16 protein-coding genes and 1 pseudogene are annotated in these 17595 nt (G+C 65.6%); 4 read left to right on the top strand and 13 right to left on the bottom strand.

Translation table 11 applies throughout. The features are described from left to right. Positions 1-96 precede the first annotated feature (96 nt). The 4 genes from trmD to AB3347_RS23835 form a co-directional block, all read right to left on the bottom strand. Positions 97-858, bottom strand: coding sequence for a tRNA (guanosine(37)-N1)-methyltransferase TrmD (trmD, locus tag AB3347_RS23850; protein ID WP_369094202.1), 762 nt, complete (start codon positions 856-858; stop codon positions 97-99). Positions 859-896: 38 nt separating this feature from the next. Continuing rightward, on the bottom strand, positions 897-1457 hold the full coding sequence (rimM, locus tag AB3347_RS23845; protein ID WP_369094201.1) for a ribosome maturation factor RimM: 561 nt from the start codon (positions 1455-1457) through the stop codon (positions 897-899). 24 nt (positions 1458-1481) lie between these two features. Next, positions 1482-1730, bottom strand: a complete 249-nt coding sequence (gene rpsP, locus AB3347_RS23840; RefSeq protein WP_369094200.1) for a 30S ribosomal protein S16 — start codon at positions 1728-1730, stop codon at positions 1482-1484. A 167-nt stretch (positions 1731-1897) separates the two neighbouring features. Continuing rightward, the gene (locus tag AB3347_RS23835) at positions 1898-2650 is read right to left on the bottom strand and encodes an AAA family ATPase (protein ID WP_369094232.1); all 753 of its coding nucleotides are present in this window, start codon (positions 2648-2650) and stop codon (positions 1898-1900) included. 122 nt (positions 2651-2772) lie between these two features. Here AB3347_RS23835 and AB3347_RS23830 point away from each other — a divergent pair, with 122 nt between their 5' ends. Beyond that, positions 2773-3186 (top strand): NINE protein, encoded by a 414-nt coding sequence (locus AB3347_RS23830; RefSeq protein ID WP_369094199.1) that lies wholly within the window; start codon positions 2773-2775, stop codon positions 3184-3186. A gap of 185 nt (positions 3187-3371) precedes the next feature. On the opposite strand, the gene AB3347_RS23825 is transcribed toward AB3347_RS23830, so the two are convergent. The 4 genes from AB3347_RS23825 to AB3347_RS23810 form a co-directional block, all read right to left on the bottom strand. Next, complete coding sequence (locus tag AB3347_RS23825) at positions 3372-5162, bottom strand: acyl-CoA dehydrogenase (protein WP_369094198.1); 1791 nt, start codon at positions 5160-5162, stop codon at positions 3372-3374. A 241-nt stretch (positions 5163-5403) separates the two neighbouring features. Further along, positions 5404-6333, bottom strand: a complete 930-nt coding sequence (locus tag AB3347_RS23820) for an electron transfer flavoprotein subunit alpha/FixB family protein (protein WP_369094197.1) — start codon at positions 6331-6333, stop codon at positions 5404-5406. 18 nt (positions 6334-6351) lie between these two features. After that, positions 6352-7101 (bottom strand): electron transfer flavoprotein subunit beta/FixA family protein, encoded by a 750-nt coding sequence (locus tag AB3347_RS23815; protein ID WP_369094196.1) that lies wholly within the window; start codon positions 7099-7101, stop codon positions 6352-6354. A 262-nt stretch (positions 7102-7363) separates the two neighbouring features. Then, positions 7364-7591, bottom strand: coding sequence for a sulfurtransferase TusA family protein (locus AB3347_RS23810; RefSeq protein ID WP_369094231.1), 228 nt, complete (start codon positions 7589-7591; stop codon positions 7364-7366). A gap of 233 nt (positions 7592-7824) precedes the next feature. Here AB3347_RS23810 and AB3347_RS23805 point away from each other — a divergent pair. Further along, positions 7825-7938, top strand: a pseudogene (locus tag AB3347_RS23805) (IS1595 family transposase); the annotation flags it as partial. 56 nt (positions 7939-7994) lie between these two features. Here the strand turns inward: AB3347_RS23805 and alaS are convergent. From alaS to ugpQ, 3 genes are all read right to left on the bottom strand, one after another. Further along, positions 7995-10604 (bottom strand): alanine--tRNA ligase, encoded by a 2610-nt coding sequence (gene alaS / locus AB3347_RS23800; RefSeq protein ID WP_369094195.1) that lies wholly within the window; start codon positions 10602-10604, stop codon positions 7995-7997. Positions 10605-10862: 258 nt separating this feature from the next. Further along, the gene (locus AB3347_RS23795; protein WP_369094194.1) at positions 10863-12533 is read right to left on the bottom strand and encodes a flagellinolysin; all 1671 of its coding nucleotides are present in this window, start codon (positions 12531-12533) and stop codon (positions 10863-10865) included. Between the two features lie 88 nt (positions 12534-12621). Continuing rightward, positions 12622-13374, bottom strand: coding sequence for a glycerophosphodiester phosphodiesterase (gene ugpQ / locus AB3347_RS23790; RefSeq protein WP_369094193.1), 753 nt, complete (start codon positions 13372-13374; stop codon positions 12622-12624). A gap of 237 nt (positions 13375-13611) precedes the next feature. On the opposite strand from ugpQ, the gene AB3347_RS23785 reads away from it, so the two are divergent. Beyond that, positions 13612-14169: a hypothetical protein gene (locus AB3347_RS23785; protein WP_369094192.1), complete on the top strand. Its 558-nt coding sequence runs from the start codon at positions 13612-13614 to the stop codon at positions 14167-14169. Between the two features lie 632 nt (positions 14170-14801). Beyond that, entirely contained in the window at positions 14802-15230 is a 429-nt protein-coding gene (locus AB3347_RS23780; protein ID WP_369094230.1) for a DUF3597 domain-containing protein, read from the top strand. A gap of 3 nt (positions 15231-15233) precedes the next feature. Here the strand turns inward: AB3347_RS23780 and AB3347_RS23775 are convergent, their stop codons facing one another. Further along, positions 15234-16283: a serine endopeptidase gene (locus AB3347_RS23775; RefSeq protein ID WP_369094191.1), complete on the bottom strand. Its 1050-nt coding sequence runs from the start codon at positions 16281-16283 to the stop codon at positions 15234-15236. Between the two features lie 132 nt (positions 16284-16415). Next, a complete protein-coding gene (gene trpS, locus AB3347_RS23770; protein WP_369094190.1) occupies positions 16416-17444 on the bottom strand; it encodes a tryptophan--tRNA ligase in 1029 nt (342 codons plus the stop codon). Between the last annotated feature and the right edge of the window lie 151 nt (positions 17445-17595).

Genomic DNA, 17595 nt, shown 5'->3' with positions numbered 1-17595 from the left:
AAACCATCTTGCTGGCGCTGTACAGGATGCCCAGTAGAGGATGGGGTTGAACATGCGGGCAACATGCCCGCCGTTACATGTACACAAAGTACATTCTTACTCGGCAGGCTGGTTCAGCTCCGCCAGAAACTTTTCGTCAGCCTTGCTCAGCTGGCCGGCGGCACGCGCACGCTCCAGCTGGTCCGGCCGTTTCTTCCATGTCGCCTCCAGCATGCGCTGGCGGCGCCATTTCATGATCTCGGCATGGTTGCCGCCCATCAGGACCGGCGGCACCGGTTCGCCTTCGTAGACTTCCGGACGCGTAAAGTGCGGCGAATCGAGCAGGCCGTTGACGAAACTGTCTTCGACCGCCGAGGCTTCGTCGCCCAGCACGCCAGGCAGGAGCCTGACCACCGCATCCATCAGGGCCATCGCCGGCAGTTCCCCGCCCGACAGCACGAAGTCGCCGAGCGAGATTTCCTCGTCCACGCAGCGGTCCAGCAGACGCTGGTCCACGCCTTCGTAGCGGCCGCACAGCACCACCAGTCCCGGCTCGTCCTTCAGCGCCGCGACCCGTTCGTGCGTCAGCGGCTTGCCCTGCGGCGACATGAACACCACGCGCGGCGCCGGCAGGCCCATCTCGACCTGGCGCTGCTTCGCTGCGGCGATCGCGGCTTCGAGCGGCCTGGCCAGCATCACCATCCCCGGGCCGCCGCCGTAAGGGCGGTCATCAACGGTGCGGTGGCGGTCCTGCGTGAAATCGCGCGGGTTCCAGATCGTCAGGCCCCAGCGCCCTTGCTCGATGCCGCGCCGGGTCACGCCCGACTGCGTCAAGGCGGCGAACATCTCCGGAAACAGACTCACGACATCAAACTGCATCGGGACCTCGCTTCCCCTGCCCTACTGCGCGGCGCGGGTCAATAATCCAGGCCCCAGTCCAGGGTAATCAGTTTTGCGCCCAGGTCGACGTTCTTGACGAACTGGTCGACAAACGGCACGAGGCGCTCCGACACTTTCGCGTCGGGAGCACCGGTAGCATCTGCAGCGGGCGTGATCCGCAGGATCGACTGCGCGCCGTTGTGCATCATGTCGGTCACCTTGCCGAGGGCTTCGCCCTCGAGGTTGACCACATCCAGCCCGATCAGGTCGGACCAGTAGTATTCGTCTTCTTCGAGCTTCGGGAACTCGCTGCGCGCCACAAGCACCGCTGCACCCTTGAGCGCTTCGGCGTCGTTGCGGTCGCGCATGCCGACCAGGGTGGCGACCACGTCGCCGCCATGCATCTTTGCCGTGCGCACCGAAACGGAACGCAGGGCCGGCTTGTCGAGCCACCAGGTCTTGACCTTCAGCAGCGCGTCGGCGTCGGCCGAGAAAGGGGTGACACGCAGGCCACCCACGATCCCGAATGCGCCGGACACATAGCCGACCTGAACCAGGTCGTCAGGGACGGCGTCCTTGCTTGCTGCTGAATCGGTCAAACCTTGCTACCTTGCTTGCTTGAATTAAGCAGCCGGGGCCTGGTTGGCAACCAGACGAGCGACGGTCGGCGACAGTTGTGCGCCAACGCCTTGCCAGTGAGCCAGACGGTCAGCAGCGATACGCAGGCCGACTTCAGCGCCCGAAGCCATCGGGTTGTAGAAACCGATGCGCTCGATGAAACGGCCATCGCGACGGTTGCGCGAATCGGTTGCAACGATGTTGTAGAACGGGCGCTTTTTTGCGCCGCCACGAGCCAAACGGATAACGACCATAATATTTCCAAAAAGTTGTATTGGACGGAGAAAGCCGACGATTATAGCGCGTAAGCCTAGATAGGGGCAAGCGTTTATAGCAACACGGCGGACACGCAACGTGAGGTTCGGCGAATTGAGCATTATCGCCGATTTTTGACGACGCCGCCACCGTTGACCGTTCTTCCCTACTCGTCGCCCAACAGGACGCGCAGCATTCTTGCCGGATTGGCAAGGAAGTCGTGTGTGACGCGGTAATGTTCCGTATCTTCATAGGCGATCTCGCGGATGCCTTGCTCGTCGAAAGCGTAAATGAGGGCCTTCGGGTAGGCCATCAGGATGGGCGAATGGGTGGCGATGACGAATTGGCAGCGGTCCCCGACCAGGTCGTGCAGGCGGCTGAGCAGGGCCAGCTGGCGCTGGGGCGACAGGGCGGCCTCGGGTTCGTCCAGCACATAGAAGCTGTCCTTGCGGAAGCGATGCATGAACAGGCTCAGGAAAGCCTCGCCGTGCGACTGCTCATGCAGCGACCTGCCGCCGCCGAAGGAACGCGTAAACGATCCATTGCTGTGCTCGTCCAGACGCTCGATCTCGCTGCTGACGTTATAAAAGCTTTCGGCGCGCAGGAAGAAGCCGTCCCGCGGACGCTCGACGCCGCGCACGAAGCGTAGATGCTCGTGCAAATCCGAATGCGATGCGCGCGTGGCGAAGTTGAAGTTGCGGCTGCCGCCTTCCGCGTTGAAGCCCATGCCGACCGCGATGGCTTCGAGCAGGGTCGACTTGCCCGAGCCGTTTTCGCCGACCAGGAAGGTGACGTTCGGATGCAGCGGCAGGCGCTCGAGGGAGCGGATTGCCGGCAAGGTAAAAGGAAATACCGGCGGCTCGACCGGGGCGGTCGGCTTGCGCTGGATTTCTGCGAGGTAAGAGCGGGTCTTGAGCATGGCGGGCGCGATCGATGGGCTTGCGTGCTTCGACAGGCGGCGAATGGCCGGGTTCACGCAATGCGTGCCTTCCTTGTCATTTTGCACCATACTCCTGTTTTCCTGAACTTTTGACAACGCTCATGGCAGTCGCACACAAGAACAAGACTTTCGCCGCCCTGCTCGCCCTGCTGCTGGGCGGTTTCGGCATCCACCGCTTCTACCTGAAAGGCGGCGCCGACCGGCTCGGGCTGCTGCACCTGTGCAGCCTGCCGCTCACCGGTATCCTGTGGGGCGCCGTGCAGCCGCATCCCTTCTATGTGCTGCTGCCGCTGCTGGTGTCCTACATCGCCGGCTTCGTCGAGGGACTGGTCATCGGCCTGACGCCGGACGAAGCCTGGGATGCGCAGGTCAACAAGGGCAGCGGCAAGCAGTCGCGCTCGAACTGGATGCTGGCGCTGGTGCTGGTGCTGATCCTGGGAGTGGGAGCGATCGTGCTGATCGGGACCATCGCGCGGGTGTTCGACCTGCTGTACACGGGTGGATCGTACGGCTGATACTGCTCACGCAAACCCGGGTTCCGGCCTTCGCCGGAACGACGGTTCATGGGCTTGCGCTGCTGTTCGAGGTACCCCCCCCCGTCACATCATGGGTGTGCAGCGCGCAGGTACAGCCGCTGCGGCCGACGTCGCCATGAAAAAAGCGGCCTGCAGGCCGCTTCGGAAAGACGGTCGGGATGCCGTCAGAACTGGTCGACTTCCAGCGCCAGCACGCCCGGCGCGCCTTCGACGATCGCGGTGCGCAGGCCAGGGGCCGAGGACAGCACGTGGTCGGCGAAGAAGCGCGCAGTGGCGATCTTCGCGCGCAGGAAGGAGGCGTCGCCCTCGCCTGCCGCCAGCTTCTTCTGGGCCGCCAGCGCCGCGCGCGCCATCTGCCAGCCGCCCAGCACGATGCCGGCCAGCTTCAGGTACAGCACGCTGCCCGCGAACACGGCGCGCACGTCGAGCTTGGCATTGGCGACGACGAAGTCCACCACCTGCTCCAGCGCGGTGGAGCCGAGCGCCAGCTGGCGGCGGATCGCCGCGAATTCTTCACCTTGCACTTCGCCCAGCTGCGCCTCGACCGCGCGCACCTGTGCGATCAGCGACTTGGCCACGGCGCCGCCGTCGCGCACGGTCTTGCGGCCCACCAGGTCGTTGGCCTGGATCGCCGTGGTGCCTTCGTAGATGGTCAGGATCTTGGCGTCGCGGTAGTGCTGGGCCGCGCCGGTCTCTTCGATGAAGCCCATGCCGCCGTGCACCTGCACACCGTCGCGCGCCACGTTCTCGCTCATCTCGGTCGACCAGCCCTTGATGATCGGGACCAGGTATTCGTAGACCGCCAGGTTGGCCTTGCGGGTCGCTTCGTCGGCGTGGCTGTGGGCGATGTCCGACAGACCGGCGCCGACGTAGGCCAGCGCGCGCGCCGCCTCGGTCTGCGAGCGCATCGACATCAGCATGCGGCGCACGTCCGGGTGGTTGATGATGGCCACCGGGCCAGGCGAACCGGCTACTTCGCGCGACTGCACGCGGTCCTTGGCGAAGCTGACTGCCTGCTGGTAGGCGCGTTCGGCCAGGCCGACGCCCTGCATGCCGACGCCGAAGCGGGCCGCGTTCATCATGATGAACATGTACTCGAGGCCGCGGTTCTCCTCGCCCACCAGGGTGCCGATGGCGCCGCCGTGGTCGCCGAACTGCAGCACCGCGGTCGGCGAGGCCTTGATGCCCAGCTTGTGTTCGATCGAGACGCAGTGGGCGTCGTTGCGCGCGCCCAGCGAGCCATCAAGGTTCACCATGAACTTCGGCACGATGAACAGCGAGATGCCCTTCACGCCCGCCGGCGCATCCGGAGTGCGCGCCAGCACCAGGTGGATGATGTTCTCCGCCATGTCGTGCTCGCCGTAGGTGATGAAGATCTTGGTGCCGAAGATCTTGTAGGTGCCGTCGCCCTGCGGCTCGGCGCGGGTGCGCACGGCGGCCAGGTCGGAACCGGCCTGCGGTTCGGTCAGGTTCATGGTGCCGGTCCACTTGCCGCTGATGAGCGGCTCGAGGAACAGCTTCTTCTGCTCGTCGGAACCGGCGGTCAGCAGCGCCTCGATGGCGCCGTCGGTCAGCAGCGGCGCCAGCGCGAACGACAGGTTGGCCGCATGCAGCATCTCCATGCACGGGGTCGCGACCAGCTTCGGCAGGCCTTGGCCGCCGAACTCGCTCGGATGCTGGATGCCCTGCCAGCCGCCTTCGGCAAACGCCCGGAAGGCCTCGCGGAAGCCCTTCGAGGTGGTGACGCTGCCGTCGCGCCAGTAGCTCGGCTCCTTGTCGCCGGCGTGGTTCAGCGGGGCGATGACCTCGCCGCAGAACTTCGCGCTTTCCTCGAGCACGGCATCGACGGTGTCCGGGGTCGCGTCTTCGCAGCCCGGAAGCTGGTTGATCTCGGCCAGGTTGGCCAGTTCGTTCAGGACGAACTGCATGTCTTTCAGCGGGGCTTGATAGCTCACCTTTGTCTCCTGATGTGACGGGTATGTCTTTGGTTCGCGCTGCGGGCGTCGAACGCCACAGCCAATGTACGTTACAAGCTAAAACGTCGTTCCCGCGCAGGCGGGAACCCAGGTTTGCCTGCGTTGCCGATAACGTCGAACGCTACAGGTACGCTTCGAAATTGGGTTCCGGCCTGCGCCGGAACGACGTGCATGCGCTATCGAAGGTGGGAGCAGCATTCTTGCGCGCCCACCGGACGAATCAGCCCAGTTCCTTGACCAGCTGCGGCACGACCTCGAACAGGTCGCCCACCAGGCCGTAGTCGGCCACCGAGAAGATCGGCGCTTCCGGGTCCTTGTTGATGGCGACGATGGTCTTCGAGTCCTTCATGCCGGCCAGGTGCTGGATCGCGCCCGAGATGCCGACCGCGATGTACAGGGTCGGGGCGACGATCTTGCCGGTCTGGCCGACCTGCCAGTCGTTCGGCACGAAGCCGGCGTCCACCGCTGCGCGCGAAGCGCCCATGGCGGCGCCCAGCTTGTCGGCCAGCGGCTCGAGCAGCTTGAAGTTCTCGGCCGAGCCGATGCCGCGGCCACCCGAGACGATGATCTTGGCGGCGGTCAGTTCCGGACGATCCGACTTGGCCAGTTCGCGGCCGACGAAGGCCGACTTGCCGAAGTCGCCCACGGCGGCGATCTGCTCGACGCTTGCCGAGCCGCCGGTGGCGGCCGAGTCGAAGGCGGTGCCGCGCACGGTGATGACCTTGACCGGGTCGCTCGACTGCACGGTGGCGATGGCGTTACCGGCGTAGATCGGACGCTCGAAGGTGTCCGGGGAGTCGACCTTGGTGATTTCCGAGATCTGGGCCACGTCCAGCTTGGCGGCCACGCGCGGCAGGATGTTCTTGCCGTAGGCGGTGGCCGGCGCCAGGATGTGCGAGTAGCCGCCGGCGATGGCCAGCACCTGCTCGGCGACGTTCTCGGCCAGGCCGTCGGCGAAGTGCGGCGCGTCGGCGACCAGCACCTTCGAAACGCCTGCGATCTGCGCGGCGGCTTCGGCAGCGGCGCCGCAGCCAGATCCGGCGACCAGGATGTGTACTTCGCCGCCGCATTGGGCGGCAGCGGTCACGGTGTGATGGGTAGCGCCCTTGAGGGAGCCGTTGTCGTGTTCAGCAATGACGAGTGCGACCATGTTCTTTTCCTAATCTGATTAGATGACTTTGGCTTCGGTGCGCAGCTTCTGCACCAGGGTCGCCACGTCCGGCACCTTGACGCCGGCCGAGCGCTTGGCCGGCTCGGTGACTTTCAGGGTCTTCAGGCGCGGGCTCACGTCGACGCCCAGGTCTTCCGGCTTGATGGTTTCCAGCGGCTTCTTCTTGGCCTTCATGATGTTCGGCAGCGTCACGTAGCGCGGCTCGTTCAGGCGCAGGTCGGTGGTGACGATGGCAGGAAGAGTCAAGGCAACGGTTTCCAGGCCGCCGTCGACTTCGCGGGTCACGGTCACTTTGCCGTCTTCCAGCACCACTTTCGAGGCGAAGGTGGCTTGCGGCCAGCCCAGCAGCGCGGCCAGCATCTGGCCGGTCTGGTTCGAATCGTCGTCGATCGCCTGCTTGCCCAGGATGATCAGCTGCGGCTGCTCTTTGTCGGCCAGCGCCTTCATGATCTTGGCCACGGCCAGCGGCTCGGTCTCGACGCCCGTCTCCACCAGGATGCCGCGGTCGGCGCCGATCGCCATGCCGGTACGCAGGGTTTCCTGGCACTGGGGCACGCCCACCGACACGGCGACCACTTCGGTGACCTTGCCGGCTTCCTTCAGGCGCGTGGCTTCTTCCAGCGCGATCTCGTCGAACGGGTTCATCGACATTTTGACGTTGGCGATATCCACGCCGCTGCCGTCGGATTTGACGCGGACCTTGACGTTGTAGTCGACCACGCGTTTGACGGGTACCAGGACTTTCATAGGGTGCCTTTAGAAAATGAATGGGATGACAGACGAAAATGGCCTAGATTATAAGAGAAATTCGGCTTCAGGTCGAAATTAAAGCACGATCGTGCGATTTTTAGTTAGAGGATTCCGACTAAATTGCGATCATGACAGTTTTTGGGGAAGATTGCACAGGGCTGGCGCAGGCCCGCCCCGCTTGCTTGCGCCGCGCTTGACGGCACAGGCTGCGCGCGCTTGCGCGGCGCCGGGCACGCGTGCGGCGCGCCCGTGCACACGCTTACTTACGGCGCATCAGGAAGGTGAATTCGCCGTTTTCGACGGAATGGGCCAGCAAGGCGTTGCCGGTCTGCTTGGCGAACGCCTGGAAGTCGCGCACGGAACCGGTATCGGTGGCCACGATGCGCAGCACCTGCCCGCTCTCCATCTCGGCGAGGGCCTTCTTGGCTTTCAGGATCGGCAGCGGACAATTCAGTCCGCGCGCATCCAGGTCTCTCTGGAATTCCATGGTATCAATGTCGATAGTGGTGTCGCTCATCGCATGCCTGCAAAGTAGATGGTGCTAGGAAGTCGAATACTACTCCTTTTCCGGCAGTATGACGCAGCGCACCAAAATAGTCACACATTGTTGCACGACCACAACCGATTGTGAAGTGGAGCATGTTTATGCACCGGCGCGCGGCAAGCGCCCGCGCGGGGCCGCATGCGCGGGCACCAGTGCGGTGCAACGGCCTGCCTTACTCGCGCTACCTGCCCAATTACCTGGGCTGGCGCCGGGGGCTCGACGGCAACCGGATCACGTCTGCCGAGCAATTGCTGCGCATCGCAGTCGGCGTCATCCATAGTGAACGATGACAGCGCCGAAAAAAACGCCGCCCGCAGGCGGCGTCTCTACAGCAAGCGTGCGCCGCTTAGGCGCGTTCGCCCACCCAGCCGGCCACGCCGGCCAGCGCCTGCGGCAGGCCGGACGGATCGGTGCCGCCGGCCTGGGCCATGTCGGGACGACCGCCGCCCTTGCCGCCCACCTGCTGGGCGACGAAGTTCACCAGCTCGCCGGCCTTGACCTTGCTTGTGGCGTCCTTGGTCACGCCCGCGATCAGGCTGACCTTGCCCTCCAGGACGCTGGCCAGCACGATGGCGGCGGTGCCCAGCTTGTCCTTCAGCTTGTCCATGGTCTCGCGCAGCGCGGTGACGTCGGCGCCGTCCATGGTCGCGGCCAGCACCTTGATGCCGTTCACGTCCACTGCCTTGGCGAGCAGTTCTTCGCCCTGGCCTGCGGCCAGCTTCGACTTGAGCGCGGCCACTTCCTTCTCGAGCGACTTGACCTGGTCCTGCACCTGGCCGATACGGCTCGCCAGCTCGTCCGGGCTGGTCTTCAGGGCGCCGGCCGCTTCGTTCAGCTTGCGGGTAATCGACTGCACCAGCGCCAGCGCGCCCTCGCCCGTCACCGCCTCGACACGGCGGATGCCGGCGGCCACGCCGCCTTCCGACACGATCTTGAACAGGCCGATGTCGCCGGTACGGGTGACGTGCACGCCGCCGCACAGTTCTTTCGACGAGCCGATGTCCAGCACGCGCACGGTATCGCCGTACTTCTCGCCGAACAGCGCCATGGCGCCGTGCTTGACGGCGTCGTCGAAGGACATGTGCTGCGCCTGGGTCGGGTGGTTCTCGAGGATCTCGCGGTTGACGATGGCCTCGACCCGGGCGATTTCTTCGGCCGTCATCGGCGCCGAGTGGCTGAAGTCGAAGCGGGTCTTGTCCGGGTCGACCAGCGAGCCTTTCTGCTGCACGTGGCTGCCCAGCACTTCGCGCAGGGCCTTGTGCATCAGGTGGGTCGCCGAGTGGTTGCGGATGGTGCGCGCGCGCTTGACGGTATCGACCTGCGCATCCACGGTGTCGCCCACTTTCAGCGAACCTTCGCGCAGCACGCCGTGGTGGCCGAACACTTCGGCCTGGATCTTCAGGGTGTCCTCGACTTCGAACAGGGCGCCGCCGCCGCGGATCGCGCCCTGGTCGCCGACCTGGCCGCCCGACTCGGCGTAGAACGGGGTAGTGTCCAGCACCACGATGCCTTCCTGGCCGGCTTTCAGTTCCTGAACCGAGACGCCTTCGGCGTACAGGGCCAGCACGTGGGTGTTGTGGGCCAGCGACTCGTAGCCGACGAACTTGGTCTTCTCGCCCGCATACTCGACCTTGGCGGCCATCTTGAACTTGCCGGCGGCGCGCGCGGTCTTCTTCTGCTGCTCCATCGCGGCGGCGAAGCCCGCTTCGTCCAGGGTGACGCCGCGCTCGCGGCAGATGTCGGCGGTGAGGTCGAGCGGGAAGCCGTAGGTGTCGTACAGGGTGAAGGCGGTGGCGCCGTCCAGGTTCTTGGCATCCTTGGCCAGCTGGGCTTCCAGGATCTTCATGCCGTTCTCGAGCGTTTCGCCGAAACGCTCTTCCTCGGCCTTCAGCACTTGCGCCACGCGCTCTTTCGCTTCACGCAGTTCCGGATAGGCCTCGCCCATCTCGATGTCGAGGTCCGCCACCAGCTTGTAGAAGAAGGGCTTGGTCTGGCCCAGCTTGTGGCCGTGGCGCAGTGCGCGGCGGATGATGCGGCGCAGGACGTAGCCGTGGCCTTCGCTGCTCGGGATGATGCCGTCGACGATCATGAAGGACGCCGCGCGGATGTGGTCGGCGATGACCTTCAGCGAGTTGTTTTCCAGGTCGGTGGCGCCGGTTTCGCGGGCCGCGGCGCGGATCAAATTCTGGAACAGGTCGATCTCGTAGTTGCTGTGCACGTGCTGCAGCACGGCGGCCAGGCGCTCCATGCCCATGCCGGTGTCGATCGACGGCTTCGGCAGCGGGGTCAGCACGCCGGCTTCGTCGCGGTTGAACTGCATGAACACCAGGTTCCAGATCTCGATGAAGCGGTCACCGTCTTCTTCAGGCGAGCCCGGAGGACCGCCCCAGATGTCGGCGCCGTGGTCGTAGAACACCTCGGTGCACGGGCCGCATGGGCCGGTGTCGGCCATCTGCCAGAAGTTGTCGGATGCGTAGCGCGCGCCCTTGTTGTCGCCGATGCGGATGATGCGCTCTTTCGGCACGCCGATCTCGTTGGCCCAGATGTCGTAGGCCTCGTCGTCCTCGAAGTAGACGGTGACGGTCAGCTTCTCGGCCGGCAGCATGTAGACCTTGGTCAGCAGCTCCCAGCAGTAGTTGATGGCGTCGCGCTTGAAGTAATCGCCGAAGCTGAAGTTACCCAGCATTTCGAAGAAGGTGTGGTGACGCGCGGTGTAGCCGACGTTTTCCAGGTCGTTGTGCTTGCCGCCGGCGCGCACGCAGCGCTGCACGGTGGTGGCGCGCGAGTACGGGCGCGTATCCAGGCCCAGGAACACGTCCTTGAACTGCACCATTCCGCTGTTGGTCAGCAGCATGGTCGGATCGTTGCCCGGCACCAGCGGGCTGGAACGGACGATGGTGTGGCCTTTGGACTCGAAGAACTTGAGGAACTTTTCGCGGATTTCGGAGGATTTCATGTCGTAGGGGCGGAATGAGGGAGCGTGCGCTATAAAAAATCGATTATAGCGTAGCTTGCAGGATTATTAGTTCGGCTGATATTTACCGTCGATGGGAGCCTGGCGCCGCAGGAACGCAGCGGAATCGGGTCCCGGCCTGCGCTGGGACGACAGCTTTTCAGCCGCAGGCCAAGGATATTCGACGGTAATCGCTGCCTCGAGCACGCCGCCCCGGCGCAGGCCGGAGCCCCATGTAACGCCCGTCGATTACTGCGCACGTCAGCGCAACAGCGACAGCACCGCCCTTGGCTGGCTGTTGGCCTGGGCCAGCATCGCCGATGCGGCCTGCTGCAGGATCTGCGCGCGCGTCAGCCCCGCCGAGGCGCCGGCATAGTCGATGCCCTCGATGCGTTCCTTGGCCGCCGCCATGTTGACCTGGCTGGTCTGCAGCGCGCCGGCCGCCATGTCGAGGCGGTTGCTGGAAGCGCCCGCCACCACGCGCTGCTGGTTCACGAACGCCAGCGCCTGGTCCAAATGCAGCAGCGCCACCGCGCCGCGCTGCATGTCCAGGTCCGCCAGCCCGAGCGCCGCCGCATTGATGGCGCTGAACTGCAGGTCGATCAGTTCGCCCGCGCCGGCGCCCGCCTGCACCTGCACCCGGCGCACGCCGGTGGCGCCGCCCAGTTCCGGGTAGTCCACCACGAAGCCGCCCAGGCCGTCGTCGGCATTGTTGTCGCCGCTGTCGGCCACCACGCCGCGCGCATCCAGCACGCGGCCGCCGTCCGCATCGAAGCCGCCGATGGCGCCGGTGTCCGCGTTGGCCAGGTTCATCCGGTTGTCGACGAAATTGGCGCCGCCGCTCTTGAACTGGCCCAGGAACGCCGTCTCGCTCGCGAACTCGCCCTTCGAGACGACGTTAAGGGCGGTGTCGAAATCGGCGCCCTGGTTGCGGGTCAGGTACTGCATCAGCCCCTTCATCCCGCCTTCCACGCCCAGGCCCTTGAGGCGCTCGTGCAGGTAGCGCGCCGCGACATAGCCGCCTTCGTAGCTGAAGCCGCCGTCGGCCACCACGTCGACGACGTCCTGCGAACTGGCCCCGCCTGCAAGAGCGCCGGCCACCCGCTCGTCCGCGCCATGGATCAGCTCCGCCGCCCCTTCCTTGAACCATTGCGGCAGCGGATCAAAATTCATGGAGCGCGACATGATCGCGTGCGCCATCTCGTGCGCGATGATCCGGTCGCTGTACACCGGGGCGCTGCCGCCGTCCGCCGTGGCGGCAGTGCCGAAGTGGTCCATGTTGATGTTCAGGCGCACGTCGGTGAACTTGCCGTCGCCGGTCACGGTGCCGGATACCGAGGCCAGCACGCCCGGGGTCCACGTCGTCTGGTCCAGGTTGACCGTCAGCTTGACCCCGTCGGCCTGGATCCCGAACAGGTCCTTCAGCATCTTTTCCGAGGAACTCAGCCAGCCGCTGCGCAGGCCGTCGAGCACTGCGCGCTTCTTCTCGTCGCCGCCGATGCTGACGCGGTCCTGCGAAAACACCGCCTCGCCATTGAAGGCGGTCTGCGCCCCGACCTGGTTGATGTGATTCAGGATTTCGTTGGCCTCGCGCTGCAAGGTGGCGCGGTCGTCGGCACCGTAGCTGCCGTTGCCGGACGCCACCGCCAGTTCGCGCAGGCGCTGCAGGCTGTCGGCGACGTTCGCCAGCGCGCCGTCGGCCACCTGCAGCATCGAACCGCCGTCGCTGATGGCGCGCATCGCCTGGCTGGCGCCGCGCATGCCCGCATCCATCCGCGCGGCAATGGCCTGCCCTGCCGGGTCGTCGGCGGCTTTGTTGATGCGCGTGCCCGCCGTCAGGCGGTTGATCAACGTTTCCTGGGCGGCGAGGTGCTTGCCCAGGCTGCGCTGGGTGTTCAGCGACAGCACGTTGTTATTGATTGACAATGACATCAGCGTCATTCCTTTCGGCAGTTGTCAGAGCTTATCGACAACTGGTCAATTTTCTGAAGGGCGGACTTGATTTATTTATACGACGAATTCACCGCATGTCGGGGCTGATCAAATCGATGCGGTCGGTGCAGAAGGCCTCGACGCCCCAGTCCAGCAGCTCGCGGGCCCGTTCGGGCTCGTTGACCGTGTAGCAGAACAGGCCGAAACCGGCGTCGCGCACGGCCTTGGCCAGGGCCGGCGTCAGGTGCCGGTGGTTGGCGTGGATCGCCACCGCGTCGACCGAACGCGCGAGCGGCTCCCAGCCGGGCGGCAGCTCGCTCATCAGGAAGGCGCGCGGCAGGTCGGGCGCGGCGTCGCGCGCCGCTTCCAGCGCGGCCAGGCTGAACGAGGACAGCAGGGGCACCTGCGCCAGCTCGCCGGCCGCCAACTCGTCGGCGAACATGGCGTGGGCGATGCGCGCCACCGTCTCGCCGGTTTCGCGGTCGAAGCCGCGTGCCGGCTTGACCTCGATGTTCATCCAGATGCCGTGCGCCTTGCAGTACTGTGCGAACTCGACGAACAGGGGCACCGGCTCGCCACGGAAATCGGCGCCGAGCCAGCTGCCGGCGTCCATGCGCGCCAGCTCGAAGGCGTCGTAGTCGAACACGTGGCCGGCGCCGCTCACGGTACGGCCCAGGTAGGGGTCATGCATCACTACCGGCACCCCGTCGCGCGCCAGCATGACGTCGAACTCGATGGCGCGAAAGCCGAAGTCCATGCCGCGTTTCAAACCGGCGAAGGTGTTCTCGGGCGCGAGCGTACCGCCGCCGCGATGCGCCAGGATCCGGGGATATCGCCACATGCTCCACTCCTCCGTGCGGGAATCAGGACTGCGTCAGGTCATGCGCCGCTTGCCGCGACGGCGAACGGCAGCAGCGGCAGCCAGGGTATACGGGGAGCTTAACCCGCGCCGTGCGTTGATGTCTACATGGAAACAAAATACTGCTTTTGACCATCGACGGTTGGATACCGAACAGAGAAAGCGATCTCGAAGCGCCTAGCCTCGACCTTCGACCATGTGCGAACGAGGGAGGACGAAATGGCATTTGACCTTGGCAATCTATTGAACCAGTACCTGGGTGGCGCCATGGGCGCCAACCAGCAGCAGGCCCACGACGACTTCGACCGCGTGGCGCAGAACGCACCGCCGGATGTGCTGGCCCGCGGCGTCACCGGGGCGCTGCGCTCCGACCAGACCCCACCCTTCCCCCAGATGGTGAGCCAGATGTTTGGGCAGAGCAATCCGAACCAGCGCGCCGGCATGCTCAACCAGCTGCTGGCCACGCTCGGACCGACGGTGCTGGCGTCGCTTGCCAACCGCGGCGGCGGCGGACTGGGCGGACTCGGCGGCCTTGGTGGCCTTGGTGGCTTGTTCAGCGGCGGCAACGCCCCGACCCAGGTGACGCCGGAGCAGGCCTCGCAGGTCTCGCCCGAAGCGGTGCGCGAGCTGGCCGAAAAGGCCGAACAGGAGAATCCGAGCATCGTCGACCGGATGGGCGACTTCTACGCCCAGAACCCGACCCTGGTCAAGGCGATCGGCGGCGCCGCCCTTGCCATCGCGCTGGGCCATATGGCGCAGAACATGCGCCGCCAATGATCCAGTCCTGCGAACGCCGCTTTCATCCCTTCACGGTTGGGTAGCGAACAGAGCGGTGTCGACAACAGCCCTACGCTCGACATTCAACCGTATGTCGTCAGGAGAAGAAAATGGCATTTGATTTGGGTAATTTGCTGTCGCAGTATCTGGGCGGCGGCAACCAGGACCGGGCAGCGGACGACTTTGACCGCGTGGCCCAGAATGCGCCGCGCGCCACGGTCGCCGAGGGCGTGGCCAACGCCCTGCGTTCCGACCAGACTCCCCCCTTCCCGCAGGTCGTCAGCCAGTTGTTCGGACAGAGCGACGCGCAGGGCCGCGCCGGCATGCTGAACCAGCTGCTGGGGTCGGTGAATCCGTCCCTGCTGGGTTCGGTAGCCGGCGGCGCCTTCGGCAAGCTGTTCGGCGGCGGGCAGGTGACGCCGGAACAGGCGGCGCAGGTCTCGCCCGAGCAGGTGCGCGAACTGGCCGAACAGGCCGAACAGCAGAATCCCGGCATCGTCGAGCGCATGAGCGCGTTCTATGCCGAACACCCGACCCTGGTCAAGGCAATCGGCGGCGCCGCGCTGGCGCTGGCGCTTGGCCATGTGGCACAACGCATGCGTTCCCAATCCACCATCCACGAAGGAAATGACATGGGCATCCTAAGCAATATCTTCGGCAAGATCTTCCCGAAAGCACACGCCGCCAACAAGGGGCCGGCAGCACAAGCGCCGGCGCCGTCCGCACCCGCGGCGCCTGCTCCCCAGGCCCAGCCGCAGGTCCAGCCACACGCCCAGCCGCAGGCCGCACCGGCCGCGATGGAACAGGTCGACGTCGAGGAAATCCTGACCAACATGCAGAAGTCGTCCGGCCAGCAGCTGAACTGGCGCACCTCGATCGTCGACCTGCTCAAGCTGCTCGGCCTGGACAGCAGCCTGCAGGCGCGCAAGGAACTGGCCGCCGAACTGCACTACACCGGCGACACCGGCGATTCGGCCGCGATGAACATCTGGCTGCATCGCCAGGTCATGAACAAGCTGGCGGCAAACGGCGGCAAGGTGCCGGCCGACCTGCGCGATTAAACCTCAGTCGGCCAGCGACGTGTTCGTCGCCGTCCCGCACGAGAAGCAGAAGCGGGCGAAGGCGTTCTTGCGGCTGGTACAGCAGGCACAGCGGTCGAACAGGCCGATGCCGCAGTGCGGGCAGAAGTCGATGCTGGCGTCCTTCAGGTCGACCGGCCGCTCGCAGCCCGGACACACGCCCTTGGCCAGCCTGGCCAGGGCGGCGTCGTAGCGCAGCGTCTGGCGGCGCTGCACGTCGGGCAGCGCCTCGGCCTGTTTCTGGCGCGCCAGGTAGCGCTGCAGCGACTGGATCGCATAGCGCCCGACCAGTGCGGTGACGCCGATGCCGACCAGGTAGCGCACGTAGCCGCCGTAGCTGGGCAGGTAGGGCACCAGTTCGAAGAAGAACGCGAACAGGGCGAAGATGATGAAGCCCCACACGAAGGGCCAGTACTGGCCGTGGCGCTTGCGCGCGAACAGCCAGCCCGCCAGCAACAGCAGCGGCAGGGTCAGCGCCAGCCGGTACAGGAACACCCGCAGTTCCTTGCTGGACGAGGCCTTGACGTAGGCCGCATACGCCGGCCCTTCCATCCGGCGCCAGCGCTCCTGCGCGCGCTCGATCGCCTGGTTGGCGTCGAGCAGCACCTGGCGCTGGGCCTCGATCGCGCCCAGGGCCTTGCGCTCGTCGGCCTCAAGCACGTCGAGCGTGCGGGTGCGGTCGATCAGTTCGGGATCCTGCTCGGGCCGGGCGGTGGCGCGCCGCGTCGCCAGCCAGTTGTTGAAGGTCTCGCGCGCCGAACGGGTGTTCGAGCGTGCCACCTCATGCTGCTGGGTGGCCTGCTCGAGCGCGAGCTGGGCCTGGTCGCGGCGCGCCTGCGCCGCATCCTGCCCGGCGCGCAGCGCGGCCACCTGGGCCGGATCCATGAACTGCTCCAGCGTCAGCGGCTGCTCGACGTCCCACAGGTTTTCCACGATCTTGCCGCCCAGGCCGATCAGGAAGGCGGCGAACGCGAACGCGACCAGCCACAGGGCGCGCTGCATCCATTTTTCTGTCAGGCGCAGGCCTTTGCTCATGGGGTCAACCCTCCGATGACGATGAAGCCTGCAGCTTGCCACCGGAAGGCATTGCGGGCCAGCATGGATCGCAAGAGCGCTACGCCTCGATACCCGGGGTACCGGGGCGCGCTACCGCCCGCGCCGCAGGGATCAGAAGTACGATAGTCCCAGCGCCTTCTTCACTTCGTCGGTGGTCTGGGCCGCCACTTCGCGCGCCTTCATGGTGCCTTCCTTGAGGATCTGCAGCACCTGGCCGCGGTCCTTGGCGAACTCCTCGCGGCGGGCGCGGATCGGCGCCAGCAGGTCCTGCAGGATGCCTTCCAGGCGCTTCTTGACCACGCTGTCGCCCAGTCCGCCGCGGGTGTAGTGCGCCTTCATCTCGGCCAGGCCTTCCTTGTCGGTATCGAAGGCGTCGAGGTAGATGAAGGCGACGTTGCCTTCCAGGTGGCCCGGGTCGGACACCTTCAGGTGCAGCGGGTCGGTATAAACCTGCTTGACCGCGGCGCGGATCTCGTCGGCGCTGGCGCCCAGGTTGATGGTGTTGCCGAGCGACTTGCTCATCTTGGCGCGGCCGTCGATGCCTGGCAGGCGGCCTACTTCCGGCACGATCGCCTTGCACTCGAGCAGGATGTCCTTGTTCGGGCTGTAGGTGCGGTTGAAGCGGCGCACGATCTCGTTGCACTGCTCGATCATCGGGATCTGGTCTTCGCCCACCGGGACCACGGTGGCCTTGAAGGCGGTGATGTCGGCGGCCTGGCTGGCCGGATAGGTCAGGAAGCCGGCCGGGATGTCGCGCTCGAAACCGCGCAGGATGATCTCCTGCTTGACGGTCGGGTTGCGCTCGAGGCGCGCCACCGTCACCAGGTTCAGGTAGTAGAAGGTCAGCTCGGTCAGTTCCGGGATCTGCGACTGGATCAGGATGGTCGTGCGGGCCGGGTCGATGCCGCAGGCGAGGTAATCGAGCGCCACTTCGACCACATTCCGGTGTACCTTACCGATGTCATCCATGTTGTCGGTCAGCGCCTGGGCGTCGGCCAGCATGACGAACTGCTTGTAGCTGTCCTGGTAGGCAACGCGGTTGCGCAGGCTGCCCACGAAGTGGCCCAGGTGCAGCGGACCGGTAGGACGGTCGCCGGTCAGGATGACAGGTGCGGAAGTGGAAGGGGTTGGGGAGCTCATCGGGTTTCCTTTATTGCTTGTTGGTTGCCCCGACCCTCCTGCGCTAGATGCGAAAACGCCACCCGGATCGAGGCGGCGTTAGTCGAAATGCAAATCATTTCCTGTGGCCGCGCGCTAGGAGCGGCGCCACCAGGTCAAGAAAAGATGATGT

The sequence above is a fragment of the Massilia sp. X63 genome, assembly GCF_041023745.1.
Taxonomy (GTDB): domain Bacteria; phylum Pseudomonadota; class Gammaproteobacteria; order Burkholderiales; family Burkholderiaceae_D; genus Telluria.
The sequence above is the reverse complement of the archived record's forward strand: the minus strand, read 5'-3'. Positions and strand labels throughout refer to the sequence as shown.